Source organism: [Bacteroides] pectinophilus (genome assembly GCA_025146925.1).
GTDB classification, from domain to species: domain Bacteria; phylum Bacillota; class Clostridia; order Lachnospirales; family Lachnospiraceae; genus Bacteroides_F; species Bacteroides_F pectinophilus.
This window is the reverse complement of sequence record CP102260.1, coordinates 3,036,756-3,062,993: the sequence shown is the minus strand read 5'-3', so window position 1 is coordinate 3,062,993 and position 26,238 is coordinate 3,036,756. Positions and strand designations below refer to the sequence as shown.

At 39.5% G+C, this 26,238-nt stretch carries 27 protein-coding genes, 1 tRNA gene and 1 pseudogene; 20 read left to right on the top strand and 9 right to left on the bottom strand.

Annotated features, from left to right (window positions below):
- Positions 1–2: 2 nt before the first annotated feature.
- Positions 3–2,597, bottom strand: coding sequence for a bifunctional acetaldehyde-CoA/alcohol dehydrogenase (gene adhE, locus NQ488_14500; GenBank protein UWN95725.1), 2,595 nt, complete (start codon positions 2,595–2,597; stop codon positions 3–5).
- Positions 2,598–2,863: 266 nt separating this feature from the next.
- On the opposite strand from adhE, the gene NQ488_14495 reads away from it, so the two are divergent.
- From NQ488_14495 to NQ488_14445, 11 genes are all read left to right on the top strand, one after another.
- Entirely contained in the window at positions 2,864–3,919 is a 1,056-nt protein-coding gene (locus NQ488_14495; protein UWN95724.1) for an HD domain-containing protein, read from the top strand.
- Between the two features lie 32 nt (positions 3,920–3,951).
- Positions 3,952–4,914, top strand: coding sequence for a DUF3881 family protein (locus NQ488_14490; protein UWN95723.1), 963 nt, complete (start codon positions 3,952–3,954; stop codon positions 4,912–4,914).
- A gap of 60 nt (positions 4,915–4,974) precedes the next feature.
- Positions 4,975–5,046 (top strand) — tRNA-Arg (locus NQ488_14485).
- Between the two features lie 493 nt (positions 5,047–5,539).
- Entirely contained in the window at positions 5,540–5,878 is a 339-nt protein-coding gene (locus NQ488_14480) for a PBECR4 domain-containing protein (GenBank protein UWN95722.1), read from the top strand.
- Positions 5,847–6,494: a GTP pyrophosphokinase family protein gene (locus NQ488_14475; protein UWN97181.1), complete on the top strand. Its 648-nt coding sequence runs from the start codon at positions 5,847–5,849 to the stop codon at positions 6,492–6,494. Before NQ488_14480 ends, NQ488_14475 begins: the two co-directional genes overlap by 32 nt.
- A 35-nt stretch (positions 6,495–6,529) precedes the next feature.
- Entirely contained in the window at positions 6,530–8,089 is a 1,560-nt protein-coding gene (gene cls / locus NQ488_14470; GenBank protein UWN95721.1) for a cardiolipin synthase, read from the top strand.
- 197 nt (positions 8,090–8,286) lie between these two features.
- Positions 8,287–9,720, top strand: coding sequence for a phospholipase D family protein (locus NQ488_14465; GenBank protein ID UWN95720.1), 1,434 nt, complete (start codon positions 8,287–8,289; stop codon positions 9,718–9,720).
- An 18-nt stretch (positions 9,721–9,738) separates the two neighbouring features.
- Entirely contained in the window at positions 9,739–10,410 is a 672-nt protein-coding gene (locus NQ488_14460) for a response regulator transcription factor (protein UWN95719.1), read from the top strand.
- Positions 10,410–11,453: a HAMP domain-containing histidine kinase gene (locus NQ488_14455; protein ID UWN95718.1), complete on the top strand. Its 1,044-nt coding sequence runs from the start codon at positions 10,410–10,412 to the stop codon at positions 11,451–11,453. Before NQ488_14460 ends, NQ488_14455 begins: the two co-directional genes overlap by 1 nt.
- A gap of 33 nt (positions 11,454–11,486) precedes the next feature.
- Complete coding sequence (locus NQ488_14450) at positions 11,487–12,551, top strand: FUSC family protein (protein UWN95717.1); 1,065 nt, start codon at positions 11,487–11,489, stop codon at positions 12,549–12,551.
- On the top strand, positions 12,541–13,113 hold the full coding sequence (locus NQ488_14445; GenBank protein ID UWN95716.1) for a CDP-alcohol phosphatidyltransferase family protein: 573 nt from the start codon (positions 12,541–12,543) through the stop codon (positions 13,111–13,113). Before NQ488_14450 ends, NQ488_14445 begins: the two co-directional genes overlap by 11 nt.
- Positions 13,114–13,320: 207 nt before the next feature.
- Here NQ488_14445 and NQ488_14440 read toward each other — a convergent pair whose 3' ends face one another.
- Positions 13,321–13,659 carry a hypothetical protein gene (locus NQ488_14440; protein ID UWN95715.1) on the bottom strand — a complete coding sequence of 113 codons (339 nt, stop codon included), beginning with the start codon at positions 13,657–13,659 and terminating at the stop codon, positions 13,321–13,323.
- A 364-nt stretch (positions 13,660–14,023) separates the two neighbouring features.
- Between NQ488_14440 and bsh the strand changes: the two genes are divergently transcribed.
- Positions 14,024–15,013, top strand: coding sequence for a choloylglycine hydrolase (gene bsh / locus NQ488_14435; protein ID UWN95714.1), 990 nt, complete (start codon positions 14,024–14,026; stop codon positions 15,011–15,013).
- 50 nt (positions 15,014–15,063) lie between these two features.
- Positions 15,064–16,879: pseudogene (gene ftsH / locus NQ488_14430) on the top strand (ATP-dependent zinc metalloprotease FtsH).
- Positions 16,880–17,023: 144 nt separating this feature from the next.
- Here the strand turns inward: ftsH and NQ488_14425 are convergent.
- Positions 17,024–17,779: an ISL3 family transposase gene (locus tag NQ488_14425; GenBank protein UWN95713.1), complete on the bottom strand. Its 756-nt coding sequence runs from the start codon at positions 17,777–17,779 to the stop codon at positions 17,024–17,026.
- Between the two features lie 291 nt (positions 17,780–18,070).
- Here NQ488_14425 and NQ488_14420 point away from each other — a divergent pair, with 291 nt between their 5' ends.
- Entirely contained in the window at positions 18,071–19,489 is a 1,419-nt protein-coding gene (locus NQ488_14420; protein UWN95712.1) for a methyl-accepting chemotaxis protein, read from the top strand.
- A 169-nt stretch (positions 19,490–19,658) separates the two neighbouring features.
- Here NQ488_14420 and NQ488_14415 read toward each other — a convergent pair whose 3' ends face one another.
- The 3 genes from NQ488_14415 to NQ488_14405 form a co-directional block, all read right to left on the bottom strand.
- On the bottom strand, positions 19,659–19,856 hold the full coding sequence (locus tag NQ488_14415) for a hypothetical protein (protein UWN95711.1): 198 nt from the start codon (positions 19,854–19,856) through the stop codon (positions 19,659–19,661).
- Positions 19,849–20,130, bottom strand: a complete 282-nt coding sequence (locus NQ488_14410) for a helix-turn-helix domain-containing protein (GenBank protein ID UWN95710.1) — start codon at positions 20,128–20,130, stop codon at positions 19,849–19,851. Before NQ488_14410 ends, NQ488_14415 begins: the two co-directional genes overlap by 8 nt.
- 83 nt (positions 20,131–20,213) lie before the next feature.
- Positions 20,214–20,909, bottom strand: a complete 696-nt coding sequence (locus NQ488_14405) for an XRE family transcriptional regulator (GenBank protein UWN95709.1) — start codon at positions 20,907–20,909, stop codon at positions 20,214–20,216.
- 211 nt (positions 20,910–21,120) lie between these two features.
- On the opposite strand from NQ488_14405, the gene NQ488_14400 reads away from it, so the two are divergent.
- From NQ488_14400 to NQ488_14380, 5 genes are all read left to right on the top strand, one after another.
- On the top strand, positions 21,121–21,438 hold the full coding sequence (locus NQ488_14400; GenBank protein ID UWN95708.1) for a hypothetical protein: 318 nt from the start codon (positions 21,121–21,123) through the stop codon (positions 21,436–21,438).
- Positions 21,431–21,871, top strand: coding sequence for a hypothetical protein (locus NQ488_14395; protein ID UWN95707.1), 441 nt, complete (start codon positions 21,431–21,433; stop codon positions 21,869–21,871). The genes NQ488_14400 and NQ488_14395 overlap by 8 nt, the downstream gene beginning before the upstream one ends.
- Before the next feature lie 20 nt (positions 21,872–21,891).
- The gene (locus NQ488_14390) at positions 21,892–22,068 is read left to right on the top strand and encodes a helix-turn-helix domain-containing protein (GenBank protein ID UWN97180.1); all 177 of its coding nucleotides are present in this window, start codon (positions 21,892–21,894) and stop codon (positions 22,066–22,068) included.
- A gap of 88 nt (positions 22,069–22,156) precedes the next feature.
- Positions 22,157–23,053 (top strand): helix-turn-helix domain-containing protein, encoded by an 897-nt coding sequence (locus tag NQ488_14385; protein ID UWN95706.1) that lies wholly within the window; start codon positions 22,157–22,159, stop codon positions 23,051–23,053.
- Position 23,054: 1 nt separating this feature from the next.
- A complete protein-coding gene (locus tag NQ488_14380; protein ID UWN95705.1) occupies positions 23,055–23,348 on the top strand; it encodes a hypothetical protein in 294 nt (97 codons plus the stop codon).
- Between the two features lie 81 nt (positions 23,349–23,429).
- On the opposite strand, the gene NQ488_14375 is transcribed toward NQ488_14380, so the two are convergent.
- From NQ488_14375 to NQ488_14365, 3 genes are all read right to left on the bottom strand, one after another.
- Positions 23,430–23,609, bottom strand: a complete 180-nt coding sequence (locus NQ488_14375; protein UWN97179.1) for a nucleotidyl transferase AbiEii/AbiGii toxin family protein — start codon at positions 23,607–23,609, stop codon at positions 23,430–23,432.
- 71 nt (positions 23,610–23,680) lie between these two features.
- Entirely contained in the window at positions 23,681–23,899 is a 219-nt protein-coding gene (locus NQ488_14370; protein ID UWN95704.1) for a nucleotidyl transferase AbiEii/AbiGii toxin family protein, read from the bottom strand.
- Complete coding sequence (locus NQ488_14365) at positions 23,871–24,761, bottom strand: LysR family transcriptional regulator (GenBank protein ID UWN95703.1); 891 nt, start codon at positions 24,759–24,761, stop codon at positions 23,871–23,873. Before NQ488_14365 ends, NQ488_14370 begins: the two co-directional genes overlap by 29 nt.
- A gap of 183 nt (positions 24,762–24,944) precedes the next feature.
- Here NQ488_14365 and NQ488_14360 point away from each other — a divergent pair, with 183 nt between their 5' ends.
- A complete protein-coding gene (locus NQ488_14360) occupies positions 24,945–26,216 on the top strand; it encodes an SLC13 family permease (protein ID UWN97178.1) in 1,272 nt (423 codons plus the stop codon).
- Positions 26,217–26,238 lie beyond the last annotated feature (22 nt).

The following is a 26,238-nucleotide window of genomic DNA, read 5'->3' as shown; positions in this document are numbered from 1 at the left end:
ATTTATTCACCATAGTAAGCCTTAAGATACATCTCTTTGATTTCACTCATAAGAGGATATCTTGGGTTAGCTCCTGTACACTGATCATCAAATGCATTCTCAACCATTTCATCGAGAGTAGCAAGGAAGTCAGCTTCCTCAATGCCGTAATCCTTAATAGTCTTCTTAATTCCAACCTTATCCTTAAGTTCCTCTATTGCATCGATAAAGTTATTAAACTTATCTTCTTTAGTGCGTCCCTTAATTCCAAGAAAATCAGCACATTCAAGATATCTGTCAAGTGTATGAGGATATGCATACTGTGAAAATGTTCCCATCTTAGTCGGAACTTCCGCAGCATTGAATCTCATAACTATAGTTATAAGAAGTGCATTGGCAATACCGTGTGGCAGATGATGGTATGCACCGAGTTTGTGAGCCATTGAGTGGCAGACACCAAGGAATGCGTTGGCAAATGCCATACCTGCCATAGTAGAGGCTTCAGCCATCTTCTCACGTGCCTTGGCATCGTGTGGCCCTTTATCGTATGCATCAGGAAGATATTCAAATATATTCTTCATGGCTTTAAGTGCAAGACCATCTGTAAAATCAGTTGCCATTATTGACGCATAAGCTTCAAGGGCATGTGTAAGTGCATCAATGCCTGAAGAGCTTGTAAGTCCCTTAGGCTGGTTCATCATCATGTCAGCATCGACAATAGCCATCTTAGGCATAAGTTCATAATCGGCAAGAGGGTACTTGGTACCTGTTGTCTCATCAGTAATTACGGCAAATGGAGTCACCTCTGAGCCTGTACCTGATGATGTAGGAATAGCAACGAAATAAGCTTTGTCGCCCATGTGAGGGAATGTGTATACACGCTTCCTGATATCCATAAAGCGCATTGCCATATCCATGAAATCAACTTCCGGATGTTCATACATTACCCACATAATCTTAGCTGCATCCATAGGTGATCCGCCACCTATGGCAATTATACAGTCAGGCTCAAAGAGCTTAAGCTGTGCAAGACCTTCCTTGGCACATGCAAGTGTCGGGTCAGGTGTTACATTGAAGAATTCTGAATGAATAATCCCGAGTTCATCGAGCTTATCTGTTACACATTTGATAGAACCACTCTTATACAGATACTGGTCAGTTACAATAAATACACGCTTCTTACCCATTACATTACCAAGTTCGTCAAGTGCAACAGGCAGGCATCCCTTCTTGAAATATACCTTTTCAGGAGCTCTGAACCAAAGCATATTCTCTCTCCTTTCAGCTACAGTCTTAACATTGAGAAGGTGCTTTACACCTACGTTTTCTGATACTGAGTTGCCGCCCCATGAGCCGCAGCCAAGTGTAAGTGAAGGAGCAAGCTTGAAGTTATAGAGATCACCGATACCACCATGTGACGAAGGGGTATTGATGAGGATTCGGCATGTCTTCATTGCTTCTGAGAAGACTGCAATCTTATCAGCCTGTGTCTCAATATTAATATAGAGAGAAGATGTGTGACCATATCCACCGTCAGCAATAAGATGTGAAGCTTTATCCACAGCATCCTCAAAGTTATTCGCACGATACATTGCAAGTACAGGTGAAAGTTTCTCATGAGCAAATTCTTCTGACAGATCAACAGATGTTACTTCACCTATAAGTATCTTGGTTGCTTCAGGAACCTTAACACCGGCAAGTGCTGCAATAGTGCATGCTTTCTGGCCTACAATCTTAGCGTTGAGAGAACCGTTTATAATGATTGTCTTACGAACTTTATCAAGTTCATCATCCTTAAGGAAGTAACATCCTCTGTACGCAAATTCCTTTTTGACAGCGTCATATATAGACTTATCCACAATTACCGATTGCTCTGATGCGCAAATCATACCATTATCAAATGTCTTGGAGTGGATAACTGAATTAACTGCAAGCTTAATGTCACAGCTTGCATCCATAATTGCAGGTGTGTTACCGGCACCAACGCCGAGAGCCGGCTTACCTGAAGAATAAGCTGACTTAACCATTCCGGGACCACCTGTTGCAAGTATGATATCAGCCTCCTGCATCAGCGTATTAGTCATCTCTATTGAAGGAACATCAATCCATCCGATAATATTCTTAGGAGCACCGGCAGCAACAGCAGCGTCAAGTACAACCTTGGCGGCAGCAATTGTGCTTCTCTTAGCCCTTGGATGCGGACTTATGATAATTCCGTTACGTGTCTTAAGTGAAATAAGTGTCTTGAAAATTGCTGTGGACGTAGGATTAGTAGTAGGGATTACAGCTGCTACGACACCGATGGGTTCAGCAATCTTTTTAATTCCAAATGATTTATCCTCCTCAATAACACCACATGTCTGTACATCCTTGTACTTATTGTAAATGTACTCGGCGGCATAGTGGTTCTTGATAACCTTATCTTCAACTACACCCATGCCTGTTTCCTCAACAGCCATCTTGGCAAGTGGAATACGCGCCTGATTAGCGGCGATGGCAGCTGCTTTGAATATTGCGTCTACCTGCTCCTGTGTATATGAAGCAAATATCTTTTGTGCGTCGCGCACCTGTGCAAGCCTGGCATTAAGGGCGTCCATGTTGTCTACAATGTTCTCCATTGCAATACCTCCTGTATTAGTATTTATACATCGTTAATATTTTAACAATTGCATTATATGCTTAAAACGACCAAATGTCAACATTTACATGGATATATAGGAATTATTTCACAATAACCTCAATAAAGAGTTATATTGTGTATTCAAATATATTATGTTAGAATACTAACAGAAATATCTGGCATATATATGTATATTTTACATATTGGTACATATATGCGGATTAAAATCAGATGGAGACGGTCAGAATACAGCAGGAGCACGCAATGCAACAGGTACATGTAGACAATTTAAGAGGTAATGAGGTTCTTGGCATGCCGGTCGTGTCATCAGGCAACGTCATACTGATAAGCGAAGGAACGGTACTTAGCGAAGAATATATCAAAAAACTGCGCGAACTTGACATTCAGGATGTATACATACGCAATAATGGTGCGGATGAGAACAGAGTATACAGTATTGATGAGACATATAGCGAGTCAAAGCGTAATATTGAGAATGTGCTTGAAAAACACATTTACAAGCATAACAGTGATTTGCAGAAGGTTGCGGTAGAAGCAGTAAGGATAATGGACTCTGTTATCGAGAAACCGGAGGTTGTTAACGGACTTACTGAGATACGTAATATAAGCACGGACATGTATTCTCATTGTATTAATGTGTGTTCAATGTCAACAATTCTTGCCATAAGGCTTAAGATGACAGAGACTCAGGTGCATGATATAGCAATGGGGGCGATACTTCACGATATAGGGCTTAAGTATATAAAGGTTCCTTATATTAATGTGGATGTCGAAGATATGTCTCCGAAGAATCAGATGGAATATAAGAAGCATACTATATATGGATATAGCGCGCTTCAGGATGAGACATGGCTTTCTGACACAGCCAAGGATATTATACTTATGCATCATGAGCGTGAGGATGGCAATGGATATCCTTTCCAGAATTCAAGATTCAGGGTAAGCCAGGAGGTTAAGCTTGTTGCGGTATGTGATGATTTTGATGCAATGATAAGCGGAATCGGACGCAGGAAGATGAAGATATATGAGGCTATTGAGTACATAAAGGTCAATGCCGGAATTATATATGAGCGTTCTGTTGCATCCAAGCTTCTTAAGACCATGGCGGTATATCCGGTAGGAACGAGAGTACTTACAAGTGACGGCGAGATCGGTGTAGTGGAGAAACAGAATTCGGAAGCACCGGAGAGACCTGTTATAAAGATTCTTAAAGGAGCAGACGGACATGATTATGAGAAGCCGGATTTTAAGGATCTTATGAAGATTCTTACATTATTTATAGTTGATACGATTGATTAGCAATCAGTATCCGGAAAGGTTTGAATGGCAGTATGCATCTTTTTTTGAGGGCAATAGGATTTGCAGAATTTGACGCAGAGGGCGAGAAGAAGTTAATAGAGTCGGCGGCAGCGCAGAGTCCGGAGAATAATCTCCTCATGAAGAAGAATGAATACTACGGAAGAGCAGAGCTGCTGGTGCCGATAAGCGACAGCACGGGCATATGTGTATATGGGGCTCTTGAGGATGTTAAGGATGGCAGTGCTTCGTCATTCAGACCTATTTATTATTATCCGATGCTTATGGGGAGCAGCAGAAGTGACAATGACGAGTTATCGATAGAGCGGCATTATGACAAGGAGTCATATGAAGTTATATGTGACGACCTTAAGCCCGGAGTGACTTTGATGTTCTATCTTCAGAATGCACTTGATTATCTGAGGTACAGACAGGGCAGAGTTGAATCCGGTAAGGAAAAGCCGGATTATTTTATGCTTGACCGCAAGAATCCGGCAGAGAAGGATGCGATAAGCGGCAAGGATGTCATTCTCTCGGCGCTTTCGGTAGGCGGAATGATAATTCTGCCAACAGCAAGCCGCAGCACGTCAAGACGTCCTGTATCAGGCCGTGAGGCAGCTAAGGATGCAGCAAGAAGGAATCTGCTGGCGGCAGCCAAGAATGGTGACCAGGACGCCATAGAGAGTCTTACTATTGATGACCTTGATACATATACAGCGATATCAAGAAGAATTATGAATGAAGATGTTCTTTCAATTGTGGATACTTCATTTATGCCATGTGGTGTTGAGTGCGACCAATACTCGGTTATAGGTGAGATTCTGGAGGTCGATAATCAGACCAATGTAATCACTGATGAGAAGATATGGATTCTCAAGCTCATTTGCAATGACATCGTATTTGACATGGCGATCAACGAGGCGGACCTTGTCGGCGAACCGGCTGTAGGCAGAAGGTTCAAGGGTGTTGTATGGCTGCAGGGCGAAGTCCTCATCTAAATATATTTGACAAATGTGACAAATACATATAAAATAATAAAGGCTCTTTTGAGCCGGAAGGTTCTCATAGTTAAACGGATATAACAAGCGCCTCCTAAGCGCTAGTTGTGGGTTCGATTCCCGCTGGGAACATTAATTTATAGAAGCGGCAATGGTCGGGGAATCATTGCCGCTTTTTTGTTGGAATAATTTGCATTACGGACGATGAAAGTATAATAAGTTAATTTTGTGACACCACTGGTGACACAAATATGCAGTTAATTTGTTAATACAACTTGCACAAATTTTGGCCATATAGTATATTATGTCTATGAATTGCGGTGGACGTCTTCGGACAACACCTAGAAAGAGCTTGATGCGTCGGGCTCTTTTTTCAATGGCAATGCATATAATAAAGTATAGAATATCTTTATATAAAGAAGAAAAATTCTTTGACTATTTGAGGGATGGGATGTAAAATTAAAGTACAAAAAGAGATACTTATAAGGTCGGAACAGAGACCTTAAACCTGTTCCAGTGGTCGGGATGGAGACCGAAAACCCATTCCCATTGCAGAATAAACTGTGAAAAATTAGTAGAAGGATGACTGTGTGATTATCCTTCTATTTTACTATATGGAGGTTTAATGGAGGAACAAAAGAGTTTTTCGCAACGCGTAAAAGAAACAGTTATTCAATGTGCAGATTTATATAAGAAATATTATGTTGAATATGAATATTTGCTATGTTCTAAAGCGTTTGAAAAAAATGAATATTATATAGTAAGTGCACATGAAGACAATTATCTGCATCTTACAGGATTACATACAAATCTGGACGCAGCCTCATTTTTCGAGAAGTGTTATAATGGCTCATTGGAAGAATGTGATTTTGATTTTTGTAAAAAGGGGCAGAATGAAAAAGAAGTAAAAGGTTCTGTTAGGAGAAAAATAAATTCGTTACCATCTATTACAGTTTTTAAATAATGCTACAAAATTTTATAATTTAATGATGATGTATCGTTGTGCTATTCGGGAGATACAAACTAAACTTGAAGTTTTGGATGATGAATTTTCAGTTGAGAACAATCGAAATCCTATTTCTTTTATAAAAACAAGAATTAAGAAGCCCAATAGTATTTACGATAAACTGCAGAAGATGGGATATGAATTTACAACAGAAAATATACAGACATATCTCAATGATGTAGCAGGCGTTCGAATAGTTTGTGCGTTTATTGACGATATTTATATGATATCAGATTTGATTACCCAACAGGATGATATTAAAGTTATTGAAATAAAAGATTATATAAAAAATCCAAAATCGAATGGTTATCGAAGCTATCATATGATTGTTGAAATACCAGTATTTTTTGCTAAGGGTAAAACACCTATGCGTGTAGAATTACAGATTCGAACCAATGGTATGGATTTCTGGGCAACATTGGAACATCAACTTCGCTATAAAAAAGGAATTGAAGAAATGCCTGGCTATGATGAGATAAGTGAAGAATTACTTCATTCTGCAAGAGCTATCATTGAAGCAGATAATGAAATGCAGAGAATAAAAGACAAAATTGGTATGTTTCACGAAATTTAGGGAGAAAACTGAGCAAGTAGGAAGGTGGAAGATATATGAAACAAGATACTTTAGAGGGCAAAGCAAAAACAAAAAATGGGGTAAAACGGCTGTGTTTTTCCATAATCTGCATTCTTCTGGAAGTGATTTTTATTATTACTATCGTAACACGCTTGAATGAATATGCAGAAATCATAAATTTATTTACAAGGATTTTGAGTGGGATCTTGGTTTTGGGATTGTACGCATCAAATAAGACATCCTCTATGAAAATGCCTTGGGTCATCTTAATTCTAATTTTCCCAATTATGGGTGTAGGCCTGTATTTGTTGATTGGTTTGAATGGTGGCACACATAAAATGCGTGAGCGATATGCAGAAATTGATAGCAAATTGTTACCAATGCTTCCGGACAGTCAGGAGTGTTTGAGCAGAATAAAAGAAACAATTCCGAAAGCAGGAAATATAGCAAGTTACATACAAAGAAATTCGCAGTATCCAATCTATCAGAATACGGATATTGTGTATTTTGATGAAGCAGTGAAAGGATTAGAGGCACAGCTTAAGGATTTGGAGAAAGCACAGAAGTTTATCTTTATGGAATATCATGCGATAGAAGACGCTGAAGCATGGCATAAGATTCAAGATGTTCTGGAAGAGCGAGTAAAAGCAGGTGTGGAAGTTAGAGTATTCTACGATGATATGGGTTCTATAGGCTTTATTAACACAGATTTTGTGAAAAAGATGGAGGCAATAGGAATTCATTGCCGTGTATTCAATCCGTTTATGCCAGGTTTAAATCTGTTTTTGAACAATCGTGATCATAGAAAAATAACAGTTATTGATGGAAAAGTCGGATTTACAGGTGGATATAATCTAGCAAACGAATATTTTAATTACACACACCCGTATGGACAGTGGAAAGATACAGGTATTCGTTTAGAAGGAGATGCTGTTCAGTCGCTTACGGTGACATTTTTGGAAATGTGGAATGCAGTAAGTGCTAAGGATGCTAATGATCCTGATTTTAGTAAATACCTTTTCCACTATGATTATGCGGCACAGCAAACTGGGTTTGTTCAACCTTATGCAGACAGCCCTATGGATAATGAGCAGGTAGGAGAAGAAGTTTATATCAGTATGATAAATAAAGCTGAAAAATATTGTTGGTTTATGACTCCATATCTAATCATAACAGATGAAATGACGCATGCGTTATGTCTGGCTGCTAAGCGAGGGGTAGACGTAAGAATTATCACACCTGGTATCCCTGATAAAAAATTCATTTATAATATAACGCGTTCTTTTTATCATGGATTAGTTAAACATGGTGTTCGTGTTTATGAGTGGACTCCTGGTTTCTGTCATGCAAAAATGAGTGTGGCAGATGACTGTATGGCAACTTGTGGAACAATTAATTTGGATTATCGAAGTTTATATCACCATTTTGAAAACGGCTGTTTTATGGCAGATTGTCAGGCAGTTGTGGAAATAAAAAATGATCTGATAAGAACGATGGGAGAATGTCGTGATGTGACAGACCAATATCAAACCGGACGAAGTGCATATTTGCGACTAGGACAATTATTTATGAGATTATTTGCTGGATTGCTATAAGAATCTGATGAAACGACCTTTCAAAAAACAGTTGATTTAGAAGTTAACTGTTTTTGAAAGGCCGTTTTTGCTATATCTAACAGTCTGTTGTACAAAGAAGATTTTGCATGGATGAAAAAACAAACCTTGTTGAGGTTAAATTGAGATTGACTTTGTATTGTATAAGTATGAAATAAAAAGGAATCAGGTGATGTACAATGAAAAAGTATAAAATATGTAAAATCCTTCTTGTTATACTGGCAATTTTTTTATGTATGGCTTTTTATGAATTGCTCGGAATCTGCGTTGCATATAAAAAGCAGCCGGAAGTGTCCAATACAACCAAAAAAGAAACAAAAAATGGGTCATGGAACGAATGCAGTGAAAATACAGAACGGGCAGTAATCATAGAAAAGAATCCAGAAGCGCTTTTACAAAGAGTGCGTTTGATCAAGAATGCAAAAAAGGAAATTATTCTTTCTACTTTTGCATTTCAATCCGATGAAAGTGGAAAATTGATTTTAGGAGCACTGCATGATGCGGCAGACAGAGGTGTGCATGTTCGTCTGTTAGTAGATGGAATGGAGAGCTGGGTTGATATGGAAGGCAATCCGTATTTCTATGGATTATCTTCCCATGAGAATGTTGAAATTAAACTGTATAATAAGGCCAATCCGTTGAAACCGTGGAAAATGATGGGTAGAATGCATGATAAATATTTGATTGCAGATGGAAAGAGATATATTCTTGGGGGAAGAAATACATACAATTATTTCCTGGGTGATTTTCCGGGACATAAGAACTATGACAGAGACGTGTTAGTGGTTTGCGATGAACCTGAGAAAGAAAATTCAGTTAACCAGTTGTTAGAGTATTTTGAAACGATATGGGAACAAGAAGACAGTGGTTATTTTCATGACAATAAAAAACTGGCAAATAGAAAATCTGTAAAGAACGCAGTTTTAGAGCTGCAGAACGGCTATCAGAAATATTTTGAAGAGAATAAGGAAAGAATCTGCGATACCGATTACACGGACGAAACTTTTGAGACAGAAAAGATTGCATTAGTGTCAAATCCTATCCACACAGGTCCCAAGGAACCAGTAGTCTGGTATCAACTGGGAGAACTAATGAAAAATGCAAAAGAGCGCGTGAAAATTCATACACCATATATTATCTGCAATGATATGATGTATAATACATGGAAAGAGATTGCGGAGAGAGTTCCGGATTTTTCTATCATGACCAATTCGGTTGCCAACAATGGAAATCCGTTTGGTTCTGCTGATTATGCGAGAAACAGAAACAGAATTTTAAATACAGGAATTGATATCTGGGAGTATGAAGGCGGCTATTCTTACCACGGAAAAAGCATCCTGATTGATGATGATCTATCCGTAATAGGTTCCTTTAACATGGATATGAGAAGCACGTATCTGGATACGGAACTGATGCTTGTAATACGTAGCAAAGAGATTAATAAGCAGTTGGAAGAAGGCATGATGGAATATGAAAGAGTGTCCCGACAGGTATTGGAAGATGGAACCTATCGTGATCCGTATCATGTAGAGCCAATTGAATTGACAAAGAAGCGTCAGAGAAACGTACTTTTGGTACAGCATCTGCTTGGATGGGCAAGATATCTGTTCTGATAAAGGAGGAAGAAGATCGTGTTTCAAATATTAATTGTAGAAGATGATAAAGAATTAAGCCAGCTATTCCAAAAAGTGCTTGAGAAGAATGGATATCAGGTCAAAAGTGCATCGGATGGAGCACTGGCATTAGAAATATTGGATAAAGAGTATATTGATCTGATCATTTCCGATATTATGATGCCGGTTATGGATGGTTATGAACTGGTGTCGGAACTCCGTTCAGCAGGATATCAGATACCGGTACTTATGATCACTGCGAAAGGTTCCTTTGATGATATGCGCCAGGGATTTCTTTCGGGAAGTGACGATTATATGGTAAAACCGGTAAATGTGAATGAAATGGTTTTAAGAGTCGGAGCACTGCTTCGCCGTGCACAGATACTGAATGAACACAAAATTGTGATCGGTTCAACAGAGTTTGATTATGATGCAATGACGGTTATAACTGATAAGGAAAGTCTTGTTTTGCCTAAAAAAGAATTCCTGCTTTTATATAAGCTTGCAGCTTCGCCAGGCAGAACATTTACAAAACAACAGTTGATGGATGAAGTATGGGGATACGAGACGGAGGCAGACCCACATACGATAGAGGTACATATAGGAAGAATCAGGGAGCGTTTTAAAGATAACCCTGATTTTGAAATCGTAACAATGCGTGGAATTGGATACAAGGTGGTGAAAAAATAATGGAACAAAAGAAAGAAAAAGGATTGCGGATCCGATCCTGTCTGACTGGTGCAATCTGGCTGGCACTTGTATTTTCAACAGTCATATCTGCTTTATTATTTGCTTTTTTGAATCATTTTTTTCATCTGCCGGGCAGCATACCTGTGCTTGGCTGGCTTTTGATTTTCAATACATTGATTGCAGGGCTGATCACTTCCTTTATTAATGCAAAGTTACTGGAACCAATTACCAGGCTTAGTAAAGCAATGAAGGAAGTTTCTCGGGGAGATTTTGAACAGCATTTGGAAACGAACAGCCGTATAGCAGAAGTTGGAGAATCTTATCAGAGTTTTAACGTTATGACAAAAGAACTTCGTGCAACAGAGGTGCTGCAGATGGATTTTGTATCTAATGTTTCTCATGAGTTTAAGACCCCGATTAATGCCATTGAAGGGTATACAATGCTTCTTCAGGGAGAAGAACTGTCTCAGGAGCAAGAGGAATATGTAGAAAAAATCCTGTTTAATACCCAAAGGCTTTCCGGATTGGTTGGAAATATTTTGCTGTTATCCAAGTTAGAGAATCAGAACATACCAATGAAAAAAACAGAATATCGTTTGGATGAACAGATCCGTCAGGCATTTCTTTCCCTGGAGACAAAATGGACAGAAAAAGAAATTGGTTTCCAGGTAGAGCTGGAGGAAGTTAAATATACTGGGAATGAAGGACTTTTTATGCATATATGGATGAATCTTTTAGATAATGCGATTAAGTTCAGTCCTGCAAAGGGGACAATTATGATGTTTCTGAAGCAGGAAAAGGATTCTGTAATGTTTATTCTGGAAGATGAAGGACCGGGAATAGAGGATGATGTGAAAACCAGAATATTTGATAAATTTTATCAGGCAGACGGTTCTCACAAAGCAGAAGGAAATGGTCTCGGCCTTGCACTTGTGAAACGGATCGTAGATAGTGCTGGCGGGACAATCAAGGCAGAAAACCGGGAATATGGTGGATGCAGATTTGTTGTAGAGCTTCCAATACAGAAAGATGAGATTATATAGTTTTAAGATAAATTAGAAGATGGGAGAATTTATATGACATTTTATCAGGAGTTGCAGTTAAATCAGGCAGGTTCTAAAAACCTGTTGAAAAAGAGTGAAACAGTGAAAGAAAAATCATATCATATACTGGTATATCTGGTGAAGATAGCTGTTACAATGGCATTTTGTTTTTTCTTTGTTAGTATTTTCAGCATCCTATTTGGAAATGAGAACAGCATTGTAGGTGTAGTAGTCTTATTATGCCTTATGGTGTTTAGAAATGCGGATCTGGGGATCCACACCGGACAATCTACGATGCTTTTGGCTTTGTTCTTTGTAATTATGACTGTATGTCCGCATTTAGCAAATCAGTTTTCACCGGTATTGGGAATGCTGTTAAATATTGCGGCACTGGCTGTGTTGATTCTGTTCGGATGCCATAATCCATTCATGTTTAATCAATCTACATTGGTTCTTGGGTATCTGCTGCTATATGGTTATGATGTTACGGGAAAAAGCTATCAGATGCGATTAGTCGGAATGGCTTTCGGTGCAGCACTTACCTGCTTCGTATTTTATCGAAATCATAAAAACAGAACTTATAAAAGAAATCTGAAAGATCTGATACAAGAATTTGATATCACTTCTTCCAGAACAAAATGGCAGATATGTCAGATTTTATGCGTACCGATTGTCCTTTGCATTGCAGAACTTTGTAATATGCCACGTGCAATGTGGGCTGGTATTGCGGCCATGTCCACGATTTTGCCGTTTATGGAAGATATGCACTACAGAGTCCGTAAAAGGATTGTCGGAAATATTGCAGGTGTTATATGTTTTACAGTATTATATTTTCTGCTTCCTTCGTCAATCTATGCATATATAGGAATCCTTGGTGGAATCGGTGTAGGATTTTCAGCACAATATGGCTGGCAGGCAGTATTTAACACATTTGGTGCTTTAGCCATTGCTGCAGAGACTTATGGACTACAAGGAGCGGTTAGTCTTAGAGTGATTCAAAATGTTTTTGGTGTTGTGTTTGCTTTAGCATTTTGTGTTATATTTTATTGGTTTATGTCTAAAAAAAAGGAAAGTGATGTGACCGTACATGCAGAGTGAAGTGAATCAGGAAGAAAATTTGAATAGAATTATTACGGTTCCTAATCTTCTTTCTTTTTTTCGGCTTTGTCTGATTCCGGTAATTATATGGAGTTATTGTGTAAAGAAAAATCCTCTGTTAGCTGGTGAAATCTTATTGCTGTCTGGTCTTACGGATCTTGCTGATGGATATATCGCAAGAAGATTCCATAGGATTAGTAATTTAGGAAAAATACTTGATCCGGTGGCTGATAAGCTGACACAGGCAGCGATGTTAATCTGTCTGTTTACTCGTTTTCCGCATATGCTTCTTTTAATCGTAATAATGGCAGGTAAGGAGCTGTATATGGTAGTCAGTGGATGTCTTGTGATACGAAAGACAGGAAAAGTACATGGTGCAGACTGGCATGGAAAGATAGTAACCTTTTTATTATATGGAACTGCAGCGGTGCATATTATATGGTTCCACATTACACCGATGGTATCAGATTTGTTGATTGGTTTGTGCGCTATAATGATGGTCATATCGGTCGCTCTGTATATTATCCAGAATACCAGGACTCTTAAGGGAGAGACTGTATAAGCAATTTTATATTGCAATGACTAGAAAAATATTTAGGAGAAGATAGATATAAACAGTAAGTCAAACACACAAACTATGGAGTCTTTAGTCGGTTTAATAAAATTTTAGATAGAAAATAAATCATTCAATGTCATTTAGATAAGGTTTTTTATGACAAAAAGACAGATTGCTTATCTGCCTTATAATGCAGAATAATGGTAACGAGATTTATGCAACCCGATACATGAAATCCCTATTTCTCTTTGGACGGAGGTGGATAGGATATTTTCGATTGTACTTGACAGGTGTCAGATACTTTTGTATGAGAAGCATGGACTCTGTTTCGTTACCATCGTGTTTGAGATATGCCCTGCATATGTTTACTGCATTTGAAACGGATTTACTCTGCATCTGGAGCATAAACTGAATATACTCGCGGAAAGAAAGTTTGCGGTTCCTGGTAAAATCACTTTCCGGATTACGGCAGAACATGGAGTGGATTTCATCGAGTTCTGTGATGCAGTTGTCGAGTGTGGATTTTAAATTAGATAAGAAAAAATCAGCCATAATGAGCCTCCTTGAAATATGTTTATAATCAAGGCTTGCGCAACATATATTGGCTTACTTGTCAACTGTTTTTTGTAATATTTTTAAAGTTTTTAGGCATAAAAACAGTGGCTTTCTATGACAGAAAACCACTAAAATGATGCTTAACTGAATGGCATTGCTTTATCACCACTTTAAAAATGGTTGTTTTATGGCGGATAGTCAGACAGTTTTGGATATAAGAGATGATCTGGGAGCAACCATGAATGAATGCAGGGAAGTGACCGAAAAGTACCGCACAGGACGGAGTGCATATTTACGGCTCGGACAGTTGTTTATGAGATTGTTTGCAGGACTATTATAGCAGAAAGAAGAGGTGTTCGATATGTGTACAGCAGCAACTTACAAAACAAAAGATTTTTATATGGGCAGAACGCTTGATTATGAATTTTCCTATGGGGAACAGATCGCGATAACGCCAAGAAATTACGAATTTGATTTCCGGTTTGCCGGGAAGATAAAAAGCCATTATGCTTTGATCGGAATGGCATTTGTTGCAGAAGGTTATCCGCTTTATTATGATGCTGTTAATGAAAAAGGCCTTGGAATGGCAGGTCTTAATTTTGTCGGCAATGCGGCATATGAAGAGGCTTTGCCGGAAGATGAAACAGAAGTCAGCCAGGTGGCACAGTTCGAGTTCATCCCATGGATCCTTACACAGTGTGCTACTGTAGCAGAGGCGAGAGAGAAGCTGGCAGCAATGAGACTGACAGGTACAGCATTCAGTGAACAGCTGCCGACAGCACAGCTTCACTGGATCATTGCAGACAAAGACTCCAGTATCGTTGTTGAGTCTATGAAAGATGGGCTGCATGTATATGATAATCCGGTAGGAGTGCTTACCAATAATCCACCATTCCCGAGTCAGATGTTTGCACTGAATAATTATGCCGGAGTATCCAGAAAACAGCCGGAGAGTACTTTTGCAGGAGTATTACAGCTTGATGCATATAGCAGAGGAATGGGTGGAATGGGAATACCTGGAGATCTTTCCAGCCAGTCAAGATTTGTGAAAGTTGCCTTTACAAAATTAAATTCGATCTCCGGTGAAGAAGAGGATGAGAGTGTAAGCCAGTTCTTCCATATCTTAGGATCCGTAGATCAGCAGCGTGGATGCTGTGAGGTGACAGAAGGCAAATATGAGATCACGATATACACGTCCTGTTGTAATACAGCAAAAGGTATTTATTATTATACGACTTATGATAATCATCAGATCACAGCGGTTGACATGCATGCGGAAAATCTGGATTCAGATCAGCTGATCTGTTATCCGCTTCTGTCCAAGGGCGAAGTCAGATGGCAGAATAAATAATACGAAAATGCACGGAGAAAGCATAACGCAGAACAACAGGAGGAAAGACCATGAAAGAAGTTAAAACACCGAAAAAACCATTGGCATATTATTATGGGATTGTGTTAATAGTGCTGATCGTATTTAATCTGGTTGTCACACCAATCCTTATGGAGCATCAGGTAAAGGAAACGGATTATGGAACTTTTATGAGCATGATCGAGAAGAAGAATATTGGTGAAGTAGAAGTTGAGGACAATCAGATCATCTTTACAGATAAAGATCAAAAAAAATATTTATAAAACAGGTCTGATGAACGATCCGAACCTGACGGACAGGCTATATGAATGTGGAGCCGTATTCGCAAAAGATATCGATAAGCAGATGTCACCGATCATCAGCTTCCTGCTGACCGGGGTTTTGCCATTGATTCTTTTTATCGCACTGGGAAATTATATGGCGAAGAAACTGATGGAGCATGCCGGAGGAAAAAATTCGATGGCTTTTGGAATGGGAAAAAGCAATGCGAAGATTTATGTGCAATCCAGTGAGGGAATCCGTTTTTCAGACGTTGCAGGAGAAGATGAGGCGAAAGAAAACCTTTCAGAGATCGTTGATTATCTTCATAATCCGAAGAAGTATACTGATGTAGGTGCGTCTATGCCAAAAGGTGTCCTTCTTGTAGGACCTCCGGGAACCGGCAAAACAATGCTTGCAAAAGCAGTTGCGGGTGAATCAAATGTACCATTTTTCTCAATGTCCGGATCAGAATTCGTTGAGATGTTTGTCGGTATGGGAGCTTCCAAAGTTCGAGATCTTTTCGGACAGGCAAAGGAAAAGGCACCATGTATCGTGTTTATTGATGAAATTGATGCCATTGGTAAAAAGCGTGACGGACAAATGGGCGGAAATGATGAGAGGGAGCAGACCTTAAACCAGCTTCTTACAGAGATGGACGGATTTGAAGGAAATAATGGTGTCATCATTCTTGCTGCAACGAACCGTCCGGAGTCGTTAGATCCGGCACTTACACGTCCGGGACGTTTTGACAGGCGTGTGCCGGTTGAACTGCCGGATCTTGCAGGCCGTGAAGCAATTTTAAAGGTTCATGCAAAGAAGATAAAAGCATCTGATGATGTTGACCTGCATACGATTGCACGTATGGCATCCGGTGCATCCGGTGCGGAGCTTGCCAATATTATAAATGAAGCAGCATTACGTGCTGTCCGTAGTGGAAGGACCGTTGTAAATGAATCTGATCTCGAAGAAAGTATAGAAGTGGTTATTGCAGGATATCAGAAGAAGAATGCGGTTCTTTCAGATCAGGAGAAGAAGGTTGTTGCATATCATGAGATAGGACACGCTCTGGTAGCTGCATTGCAGAGTCATTCAGCACCGGTCCAGAAGATTACGATCATCCCGCGTACCTCAGGTGCACTCGGCTACACTATGCAGGTTGAGCAGGGTGATAAATATCTGATGACGAAAAAAGAACTTGAGAATAAGATTGCTACATTTACAGGCGGACGTGCGGCAGAGGAGATCGTATTTGGTGAGATCACGACCGGAGCCTCCAATGATATCGAACAGGCAACAAAAATTGCAAGAGCGATGATCACCCGCTATGGCATGACAGATGAATTCGACATGGTGGCAATGGAAAACGTGACCAACCAGTATCTTGGCGGCGATACGTCTCTTTCCTGTTCCGCAGATACCCAGAAGGAAATTGATGAAAAAGTCGTGCAGCTCGTAAAAGCAGAGCATGAAAAAGCAAGAAAAATCCTTGCTGAAAACAGGGAAAAACTGGACGAACTGGTTATGTACCTGTATGAGAAGGAAACAATTACAGGTGACGAATTTATGGATATTTTAGACAGAAAATAATGTAGTTAATTAGATAACCAATTCCACCCAAATATGATGAACAATTTTGGAATGAATTGTATTCATTTTTACAGAAACATTCTAACGAAGAGTATATTCTCATAGGAGATTTTAATACTATCAATAATAGAAACATGGAAGAGTTTAGAAAGATATTATATAATGCATATGATATTTGGTATCAAAAAGGAAACAGAGAACCTTTATCATGTATGCAGAGCCTTTTATCTCATCTGCTTTAGCTTTAGCTGCTTTCACAATAGCAAGTTCAGGATCATCCTTTTTAGGACGACCCTTGCTACATGGATTATCTTTTTTGACCTGCTTATATTCGCTGTAGGCATCATGCCAGATATCTTTTCTGACTTCATCGAGAGCTGTCATAGCCCACTCGATTACGTGAAAGGAATCAACACAATGGGCGCAGTCAGGAGTGTATTCATTTACACACTCTGTGATCCATTTGGCACCATCACCTGTAACAACCTTGATGCTGGATAGCTGCTCTGGAGTAAGCTGTTTATAAAACTTTTCAAGAACGGATTTGCCATGGTCTTCCGATGCCCATACCACTGTGTTGGTATCGTGATTAACGATTACTGTAATGTACTTGTGACCCTTTTTGTAACTGGTTTCGTCAATGCCGATATTAACCAGACTATCAAGTCTTCTTGAGTGCTCCGGTTCTAAATCGTGAAGAGCACGATTGACACAGCGGCCTACAGTTTCCCAGTCCACTCTCATGAAGTATGATGTGGTACTTCTTGGAAGATAGGATGCAAACCATGCAACGGTAAGGTCGAAATCCTTGGTAAATCTACTACCTGGATATGCCCATGGAACTTCGGCAACATATAACCCCATGTTCAAGGCAGATGATACGATGCGTCTGGTATTCAACTTCGACCAGAATACCACCCCAGTCCAGTCCCCTCCAAGTGGTTGGTCTGCTGGAATGTTTGTCATAAGCAGGACATGACTTGTGACAGAAAGGGCAGTCATTCTCATGCCATTTATTAGGTCTGGCTTTGATACGGATGTGTTTCACGCCATCCTCATCAGAGTAAAGATTAAAATTTTCTATCAAGAGAATAAAGTATTGACAAAATTTTGTGGGGTGGGGTAGAATGATGCTAAAAAATTCCAAAACATAACGCATTGGTGCTTTTCGCAGAAAGAAGGAAAATATACATGAAAAAGAGAAAGAACTTGGGAAAAAAGTTAGTAACAATGTTAGTGTCTGTAGGCTTTTTTGCAGTTTTGATTACAGCCTTGAATTTAATGGCATTACAAGCTATTCGAGGAAAGAATGATGTGCTTATAGAACAGTTTGAACAATATGAAGAAGCAGTGGAAAATAATGATACCGCGGTTTTTGAAACAGCAAAAGGAGAAGTGGCAGAAGCCATCAGACATATCAACTACAGAATAAATGGAAGCATCATTTTTGATCTTGCACTTGTGGTAGCTGATATTATTGTAATCGTACTTCTTTCGATTGTTATTAATAAGTCCATTGTTCGTCCGGCAAAAAGAGCAAAGAATGATTTGGATGATATCATTTTAGGTATAGAATCAGGACAGGGTAATCTTACGTTAAGAGTATTTGATGAAACCAGTGATGAAATTGGTCAGCTTGCAAATGGTGTCAACCATTTTATTGAAACATTACAAAATCTTATGGTAAAGATTCAGAGTGTATCAAAAGATATGAAAGAATCTTCCTATCTTGTACAAAATGAGGCGGAATCTTCAAATATGAATGCATCCAATGTGAGTGCAACATCGGAAGAACTTGCAGCATCCATGGAAGAGGTATCTGCTTCTCTATATGATTTAGCCCAAGGATGTAATAATCTGCTAAAGAAAATGGAAGGCATGAATGAGGATGCTAAGAACTCTGCAATGAAGATGCATGAAGTGAAGCTTACTGCAGAAAATAGCTATAAAGAAGCGATTGCATCAAAAGAAAAAACAGTAGAAACATTTGATGGCATTCAAAAGGATGTCGCGGAGGCAGTAGAAGCATCTAAGTCTGTAAATGAAATTGCAAAACTTACAGAAAATATCTTAAATATCGCAGCACAGACAAATCTTCTAGCACTTAATGCATCGATTGAAGCAGCAAGAGCAGGGGAAGCAGGCAGGGGCTTTGCCGTTGTTGCAGATGAAATCAGACAGCTTGCAGATAGTTCACGTGATACAGCAAACAATATTCAGGAAATCAGTGGAAAAGTTATTGAGGCAGTAAACAATCTGTCTGGAAATGCAACGGAAATGATTCGTTTTGTAGATGAAAAGGTAGCACTTGATTATGACAACTTTGTAAAAATTATTGGAAATTATGATGCTGATTCTGATCAGGCAAGTAATACATTTAACGAGTTTGCAGTTAAGTCAAAAGATAGCTTAGGTACAATGAATGATATGAATGAAGGTATCAATAACATTTCTATAGCAATTGAAGAATCTGCAAAAGGTGTTACAAACGTAGCACAAGAGATATCACAACTTGTAACAGCAATTTCAGCAATTACAGTGCAGGCGGACGAAAATAAGAACCTTTCGGAAGATTTATCGGATGAAGTAGCAAAATTTGAAAAAGTTTAACTAACAGATTTTTATTATGAGAAGAACTGTATTAGGTAAATAACCCGCACTAACTAAAAATGAATGCCAGAATAAGCACAAAGGCATAGTCCCATTACGGGTTCTATGCCTTTGCGTTTTCCGGAAGATTGTCATTAACTGCATCAAATTCAAGATTCTGTTCCCGGCATCATTCGACAGCATTCGACAGAGCTTCACCGGCGCGGCAGGTCCAGAGAATGAGTTTGTTGCCATTGCGTTTCCATTCCTGGAGATATTCGATCAGTGCCTGGTTTGGCTGACCAAGCTCCGGCCATTTGCTGTAGCAGAGAGTGCCATCAAAATCAACAGCGATTGTCTGGAAATCTAACATTTTTTTATTATTCATTCAGATCATCTCCTTTAGAGGGAGTCTGCTGAACACCAGGATGATAGCAGAACAGGCTTGTTACCGGTTTGTGAAAAAAATCTGCAATTCTCATGGCGTATAGCAGAGAAGGAATATGCTGTTTTGACTCGATATTGGCAATAGTTTTCAGGCTGATGCCGGTTGCTGATGCAAGTTCTTTCTGGGTAATGCCAAGATCTGCCCTTGCTTCAACAAGTTTGTAAGTAATTGTGTCTGTCATGGTGTTTATGTCTATATCCATATCAGTATTCATATATATGCACCTCCAAATTAAGAATTGTTCAGGTCTGTTCCGCTATAATAATACTACAGTTTTAAGTGTCCCCAAAAAAGGACTTATGAAAGAACACGGCCGAATATTTTGAAGGAACTATTCTCTGTAACCGGGATTGGATCATATTTTTTATTCAGTGATATGAGATAGGTTCCGAGTCTGTTATTCTGAAATTTCTTCACATATGCGTTTCCATCAAGATAGAAAATACCTATTTCGCCATCATCAAGGCATGCTGTCTGTTCAATCCAGATGAGATCCTTATTATGATATCTAGGCTCCATACTGTCACCATCTACATATACACCGAAGGTTGCGGCTTCCGGAATATCAGGAGAGGAAATCATCTCATATTCATCGCTATCGAGGAAAGAGCCGGTACCGGCAGAAACTGTATTGTAAAATACTTTTCTTTCCTGGATCACGTGAATAGGAATGATATCTGCCGGTTTATAGTTGCCGGTGCTTTCCAGATCTCTGATATATTCAAGAACCTTGTTCATTCCCGTTTCATTCAGGTTTCGGAATGGGTTAAGGGGACTTTGACCAATAAAATCCGTATAGATATCGTATATTTCAAGAATTTCACATAAGGCGAGAAATTGTCTGGCATTTGGTGTTGCTGTGCCAAGCTCCCAGGCGCTGATTGAATTCTGCTTTACATAGATGTCATAGTTTTCCAGTTCTTTTGCAAGCTGGCTCTGGTTCAGCTTATGTTCTTTTCTGTATTTAGCAATGGTCTTTCCTAAATCTTTCATAGTATTATGCCTTTCTAAGTAATCATATCAGGTATGATCTCCCTATTGGGATATATCAAGATTAGCATAAGAATCCCTAAAAATCAATACACAATATCAACTGTATTGATAATATGCAATAAATTATCGTTGAATAGCAATATAAAAAGTATTATATTATGCCATGTAGACGGATGGCATATCATCCGGCAGCAGGAAAGAAGGTGATTCAGTGAACCGGACAATACTGCATAGTGATTGTAACTGTTTTTATGCATCAGTAGAGCTTCTGCATCATCCGGAGCTTCGGGGAAAGCCTGTAGCAGTAGGAGGTGATCCTGAGGCGAGACATGGAATTGTGCTGACCGCTGATTATACGGCCAAGAGATATGGTGTAAAAACCGGAATGGCATTATGGCAGGCAAAAGAACCTTATCAGAGTATATACAGGAGCTACATCAGAGAAGCGCATAGATATCATTATCAAAAACTATACAAAATTCATTGGCATCGTGGACGGATATACAGACGGGCTGCGTTACATGATTGAATGTGAAAAGGAAAGCAGCCGCCGGCAGTCAGCTGGAGATCTTGGAGTAAGAGTACAGACAGGAGGAATGACCAGTAATCCCACCGCAAGAAAAGCAATCAACAATGTTATTACAAGGGAAGCGCTGATCAACTGTGATTTTTCAGGTAACGCACTGGACGGAGTAGACCAGGCAGAAGTATATATCAGGGATGCATACATTCTCAGGGATATGAGGAAAGACTATAACCTGTTTAACAGTCAGCTTGGGATTCTTGGCACAGAAAAGGAGACATTTACCAAGTATCTGCTGAAAGAAAAGACAATTTCGGATATTGCAGAGGATCAGGGAATTACCTATGAATCAGCGAGACAGCAGATGCAGAAAATAAAAGTCCGTATGAAAAAGCAGGTAAAGAGATTCATGGATGGACAGCCGGGAGGGATTGCATAATGGGAATGACAGCAGAGAATATTGCAGAAAAAAGATGCTATACCGTAAAGGAAGTACAGGAAATGCTTGGAATCAGCAGACCGACTGTATATGAGCTGTTGAAGAAAAATGAATTCCGCTGGATCCAGATTGGAAACAAATACCGTATTTCAAAGAAGAGTTTTGACGAATGGCTGGATCAGAAGCATGACATGTAGGTGTCTGTGAACGTCGCTGACGTTCTAAAGATTTAACAGGAATCATGGTATATTGAGGAAAGGACAGGAAAAGGAGAAATTCAAAGCTATGGATAATCTTACAGGTGCAGATAATATAAGAAAAGAGATGGAGATGGAAGAAAATATGGCATCCGGAAAGCTGGCAAAGAAGAAAACAATGTCTGTTCCGGAGATGCGGAAACTTCTGGGAATCAAAAAGACAGAGAGCTACTGGCTGGTACACAGGAATTTTTTCAAGACGGAGATCATCAATGGCCAGATGCGTGTTGATCTGGAGAGTTTTGAAAAATGGTATGTAAACCAGGTAAAACATAAAAAAGTGAATGGCGAAGATCCGGGAGCTGAACTGACAAAGAAATCTTATTCTTTTCGTGATGCGGCAAATCTTCTTGGAATCCATTCTTCAAACCTGTATGAGATATGGCGTGAAGAAAAACTGGAGACTTTTACGGTAGATTTTACAAAGAGAATTCCCATTGAGGTATTTGAAAAATGGTATGAGAATCAGATCATGTATCAGAAAGTAGGAAAGATGCCTACGATCACGGATCTGCAGGCAGATTTTATTCCATTGCACGAAGCGGCAGCACTTCTTGGAATTACGAAGGAGAAGATGTCTGTAATCACCAGGGCAAGCAGATTTAAGGACTGTTTTGAAATTCAGGTGTTTGAGGATAAGAAGTGGATTTCAAAAAAGAGTTTTCAGCATTTTCTGAATGCGCAGAGTGTATATCAGGTTGTGAAGAAGTCGGAGCAAGTAAAGCAGGATAATCAGGAGAGTATGGAGACAAAAGAATATATTTCCCGATCAGAGGCAGCGGCTCTTGCAGGAGTTACAAGCGGAACAATCACAAAATGGATGCAGATGGAACGCTTTTCATGTGTTGGAGCCGGGAAAGTTCTGAGAATAAACCGCAAAGAATTTCTGCAATGGCTGAAAGAATACCAGGAAGGAGCTGGATAATATGGCTTATATAAGGAAGCGAAAAAAATCATACAGTGTTGTCTACCGTGTAAATGATGCAGATGGCACGGAGCACCAGAAGTCGGAAGGCTATACCACGCTGAAAGAAGCCGAAAAGCGAAAAAAGGAGATTGAGTATAAGCAGTCCCTGGGAACATTTGTTGTACCAAAATGCACCAAGGTAAAAGAACTTATAAAGGAATATGTCAGAATCTACGGACATAATGAGTGGGGAGTTATTAACATTATCCTTGCACTAACATTACTGGAGTGTATTTGGGGAATGTTAAGATAATTATTGCTTTGAGAGCAATTCTAATTAACAAATTTAGGTTTATCTGACACGCACAATTTAATAACAAATTTACATAGCACTTTAACCCCAAAAGGTACGCTCTGGTGAAACGGTAAGAATTTCAGTATTTTTCTGCTCAAAGATTTTTGGGTAGTATACAGCTGTATACGGTTCAATGCTTGCAATCTTAGCAGGTGTCCAGGCTGCTAATGCTCCGATTTCCAGGCGGATTACTTGTAGGGTAGAAGGATTTGTGAACAGATTTGGATAAGCGAAAATAACAGGCTGTTTGTCATTCTCCTCTATGTAAATATTAGCGTCACACCCCAGTTCTAATGACAGTTCCTTTTTATGGTAGGACAGAACTGTTCTGTAAGAAAAATCTCAGCCCTGTTATTAGCTTCTTTATTAAATGCATCCTGTTTTGTGTTGGATTGGTTTTCCCAGGGTTCAAGTTTTCCATAACCCAGTACACGCCAGTCAAGAATCAGATCAATGTCTTCTGAGAAACGGCTGATCAGATTAAAGTTTCGGTAAATAAGGGGTAACATCGTACTCCTGAATAAACTTTACAAATTTAGTTAACTGATCCGGCACAAAAACTCCCTTTTTCCAGATGATACCAAATTTACTGGTGATTTCCGGGAAAACCGGAATCGCAACAAAATCACGGGGATTGGTAGCAAGAGAGGAATATAAAAAAGCACCACATTTACCACCCCGGACAAAATTAAGAACAGTAACGAGCTGGCTGCAGTACATGTGGACATTTGGTGTGATCCCGGCACTGCGCAGACGGGTGACGATTGTCTGGGTCTGAACAGAGTCCGTATTGAATAAGATAATGGGCTCATCTTTTAACATATCAATTGTAATTTCTTTTTCACCGGCATACCGGTGCGTCTTGGAAACACAGTAGACATATCTGTCTTCCATCATGACATAACTGTTATATTTATCCAGATTATAAAAATCCATATTTGCCATGGCAATATCTAACTGTTCACTGTCGACTAAAGTACGGGCGCGGAGGGAGCCATATTCTAAAAGTTGAATGGGAATATTATACTGCTCCTGAAACTGGTCGGTCACCCGCGGAAAAAATACCGTGCTGATCATAGGAGGAATACCGATCCGCAGCGGGTGCCGCTTTTTTTCAATATTTGAAAAGTCGGTGTACAGTTCCTGCGTCTGTTTTAGAATAAATTCTGCTTTCTGATAAAAAGTCTCACCGTCTTTGGTGAGGGAAATTCTGTTCTTTCCATGGTTAAAAAATTTCAGATGAAACTCTTTTTCTAGATCTCGGATCGAAGTGGAGATCGTAGGCTGGGAGACGTAGAGCGCCTCAGCCGCGCGGGTAATACTATGGTAGCGGCATACCATACAAAAGTATTCTAATTGTGTCAGTGTCATAGAACCCTCCGTCATTGTACAGAAAATTTATATTATAATTTCAGTATAGGGAAAAGCTATGCTGATGTCAAGTATATGAAATGTACATTATACTGAAAATGCGATATGCTGTGTTTACAAAAGGAAAACGACAAGGCCATGTCACTTTTTAAAACGAGAAAAAAGAGAAAAAGGAGGTTTTCTATGAGCCCGACAGTAATTACATTAATATTTCTGGCATTTGCCATTATCATGTTTGTTACAGAGAAGATTCCGCTCGGTCTGACATCCATGATTGTCTGTGTTGGTCTTGTAATTACCGGTGTGTTGAGCGTAAGTGATGCTTTCAATGGATTTATTAACAGTAACGTGATTCTGTTTGTTGCCATGTTCATTGTAGGCGGGGCATTGTTTGAAACCGGTATGGCAAATGAGATTGGAAGTCTGGTAACAAAATTTGCAAAAACAGAACGCAGTCTGATTATCGCAATCATGGTAATTGTGGGAGTTATGAGCGGTTTTCTTTCTAACACCGGTACGGCAGCAGTTCTTATTCCGGTTGTAATTGGAATAGCAGCGAAGTCAGGGTATAAGCGTTCAAGACTTTTAATGCCGTTAGTATTTGCAGCAGCGATGGGAGGAAATCTTTCCCTGATTGGTGCGCCCGGCAATATGATCGCACAATCTGCACTTGAACCATTGGGACTGAAATTTGGCTTTTTCGAGTATGCGATTGTTGGTCTGCCGATTCTGATTGTTGGTATTCTATTTTATGCTACGATCGGATTTAAAATTTTACCACATCATGACACAACGGATGCAGATGATTCTATTTTTGATGAATCACGGGATTTCAGTAATGTTCCAAAGTGGAAAAAAGTATTATCTCTGGTGATTCTGATTGTTACTTTGATTGGAATGATTTTTGAAGAACAGATTGGTGTAAAACTTTGTATCACAGGCTGCGTGGGAGCTATTTTATTAATGGTCACCGGAGTTATTTCCGAAAAAGAAGCGTTAAAATCCATTGATTTAAAGACCATTTTCCTGTTTGGCGGTACGCTTTCCCTGGCAAAGGCACTTGAAGTTACAGGAGCCGGAGAGCTGATTGCAGACAAGGCGATTGGAGCGTTGGGAGAAAATCCTTCCCCGGTATTATTTACCTTTGTAGTATTTATTTTATGCTGTATCATGACGAACTTTATGTCAAATACAGCTACCACAGCCCTGATGGCACCGATTTGTGTTTCCATTGCTCAGGGTATGGGAGCAGACCCGAGAGCGGTTCTGATGGCATGTGTTATCGGAGGTTCCTGTGCTTACGCAACTCCAATCGGAATGCCTGCCAATACGATGGTAGTCGGAGCCGGCAACTATAAATTTATGGATTATGTAAAATGCGGAATGCCGTTAATCGTCATTGCAACCGTGGTCAGCATGATAATTTTACCAATCGCATTCCCATTTTACCCGTAGGGTGAAATGTTTACCACAATAA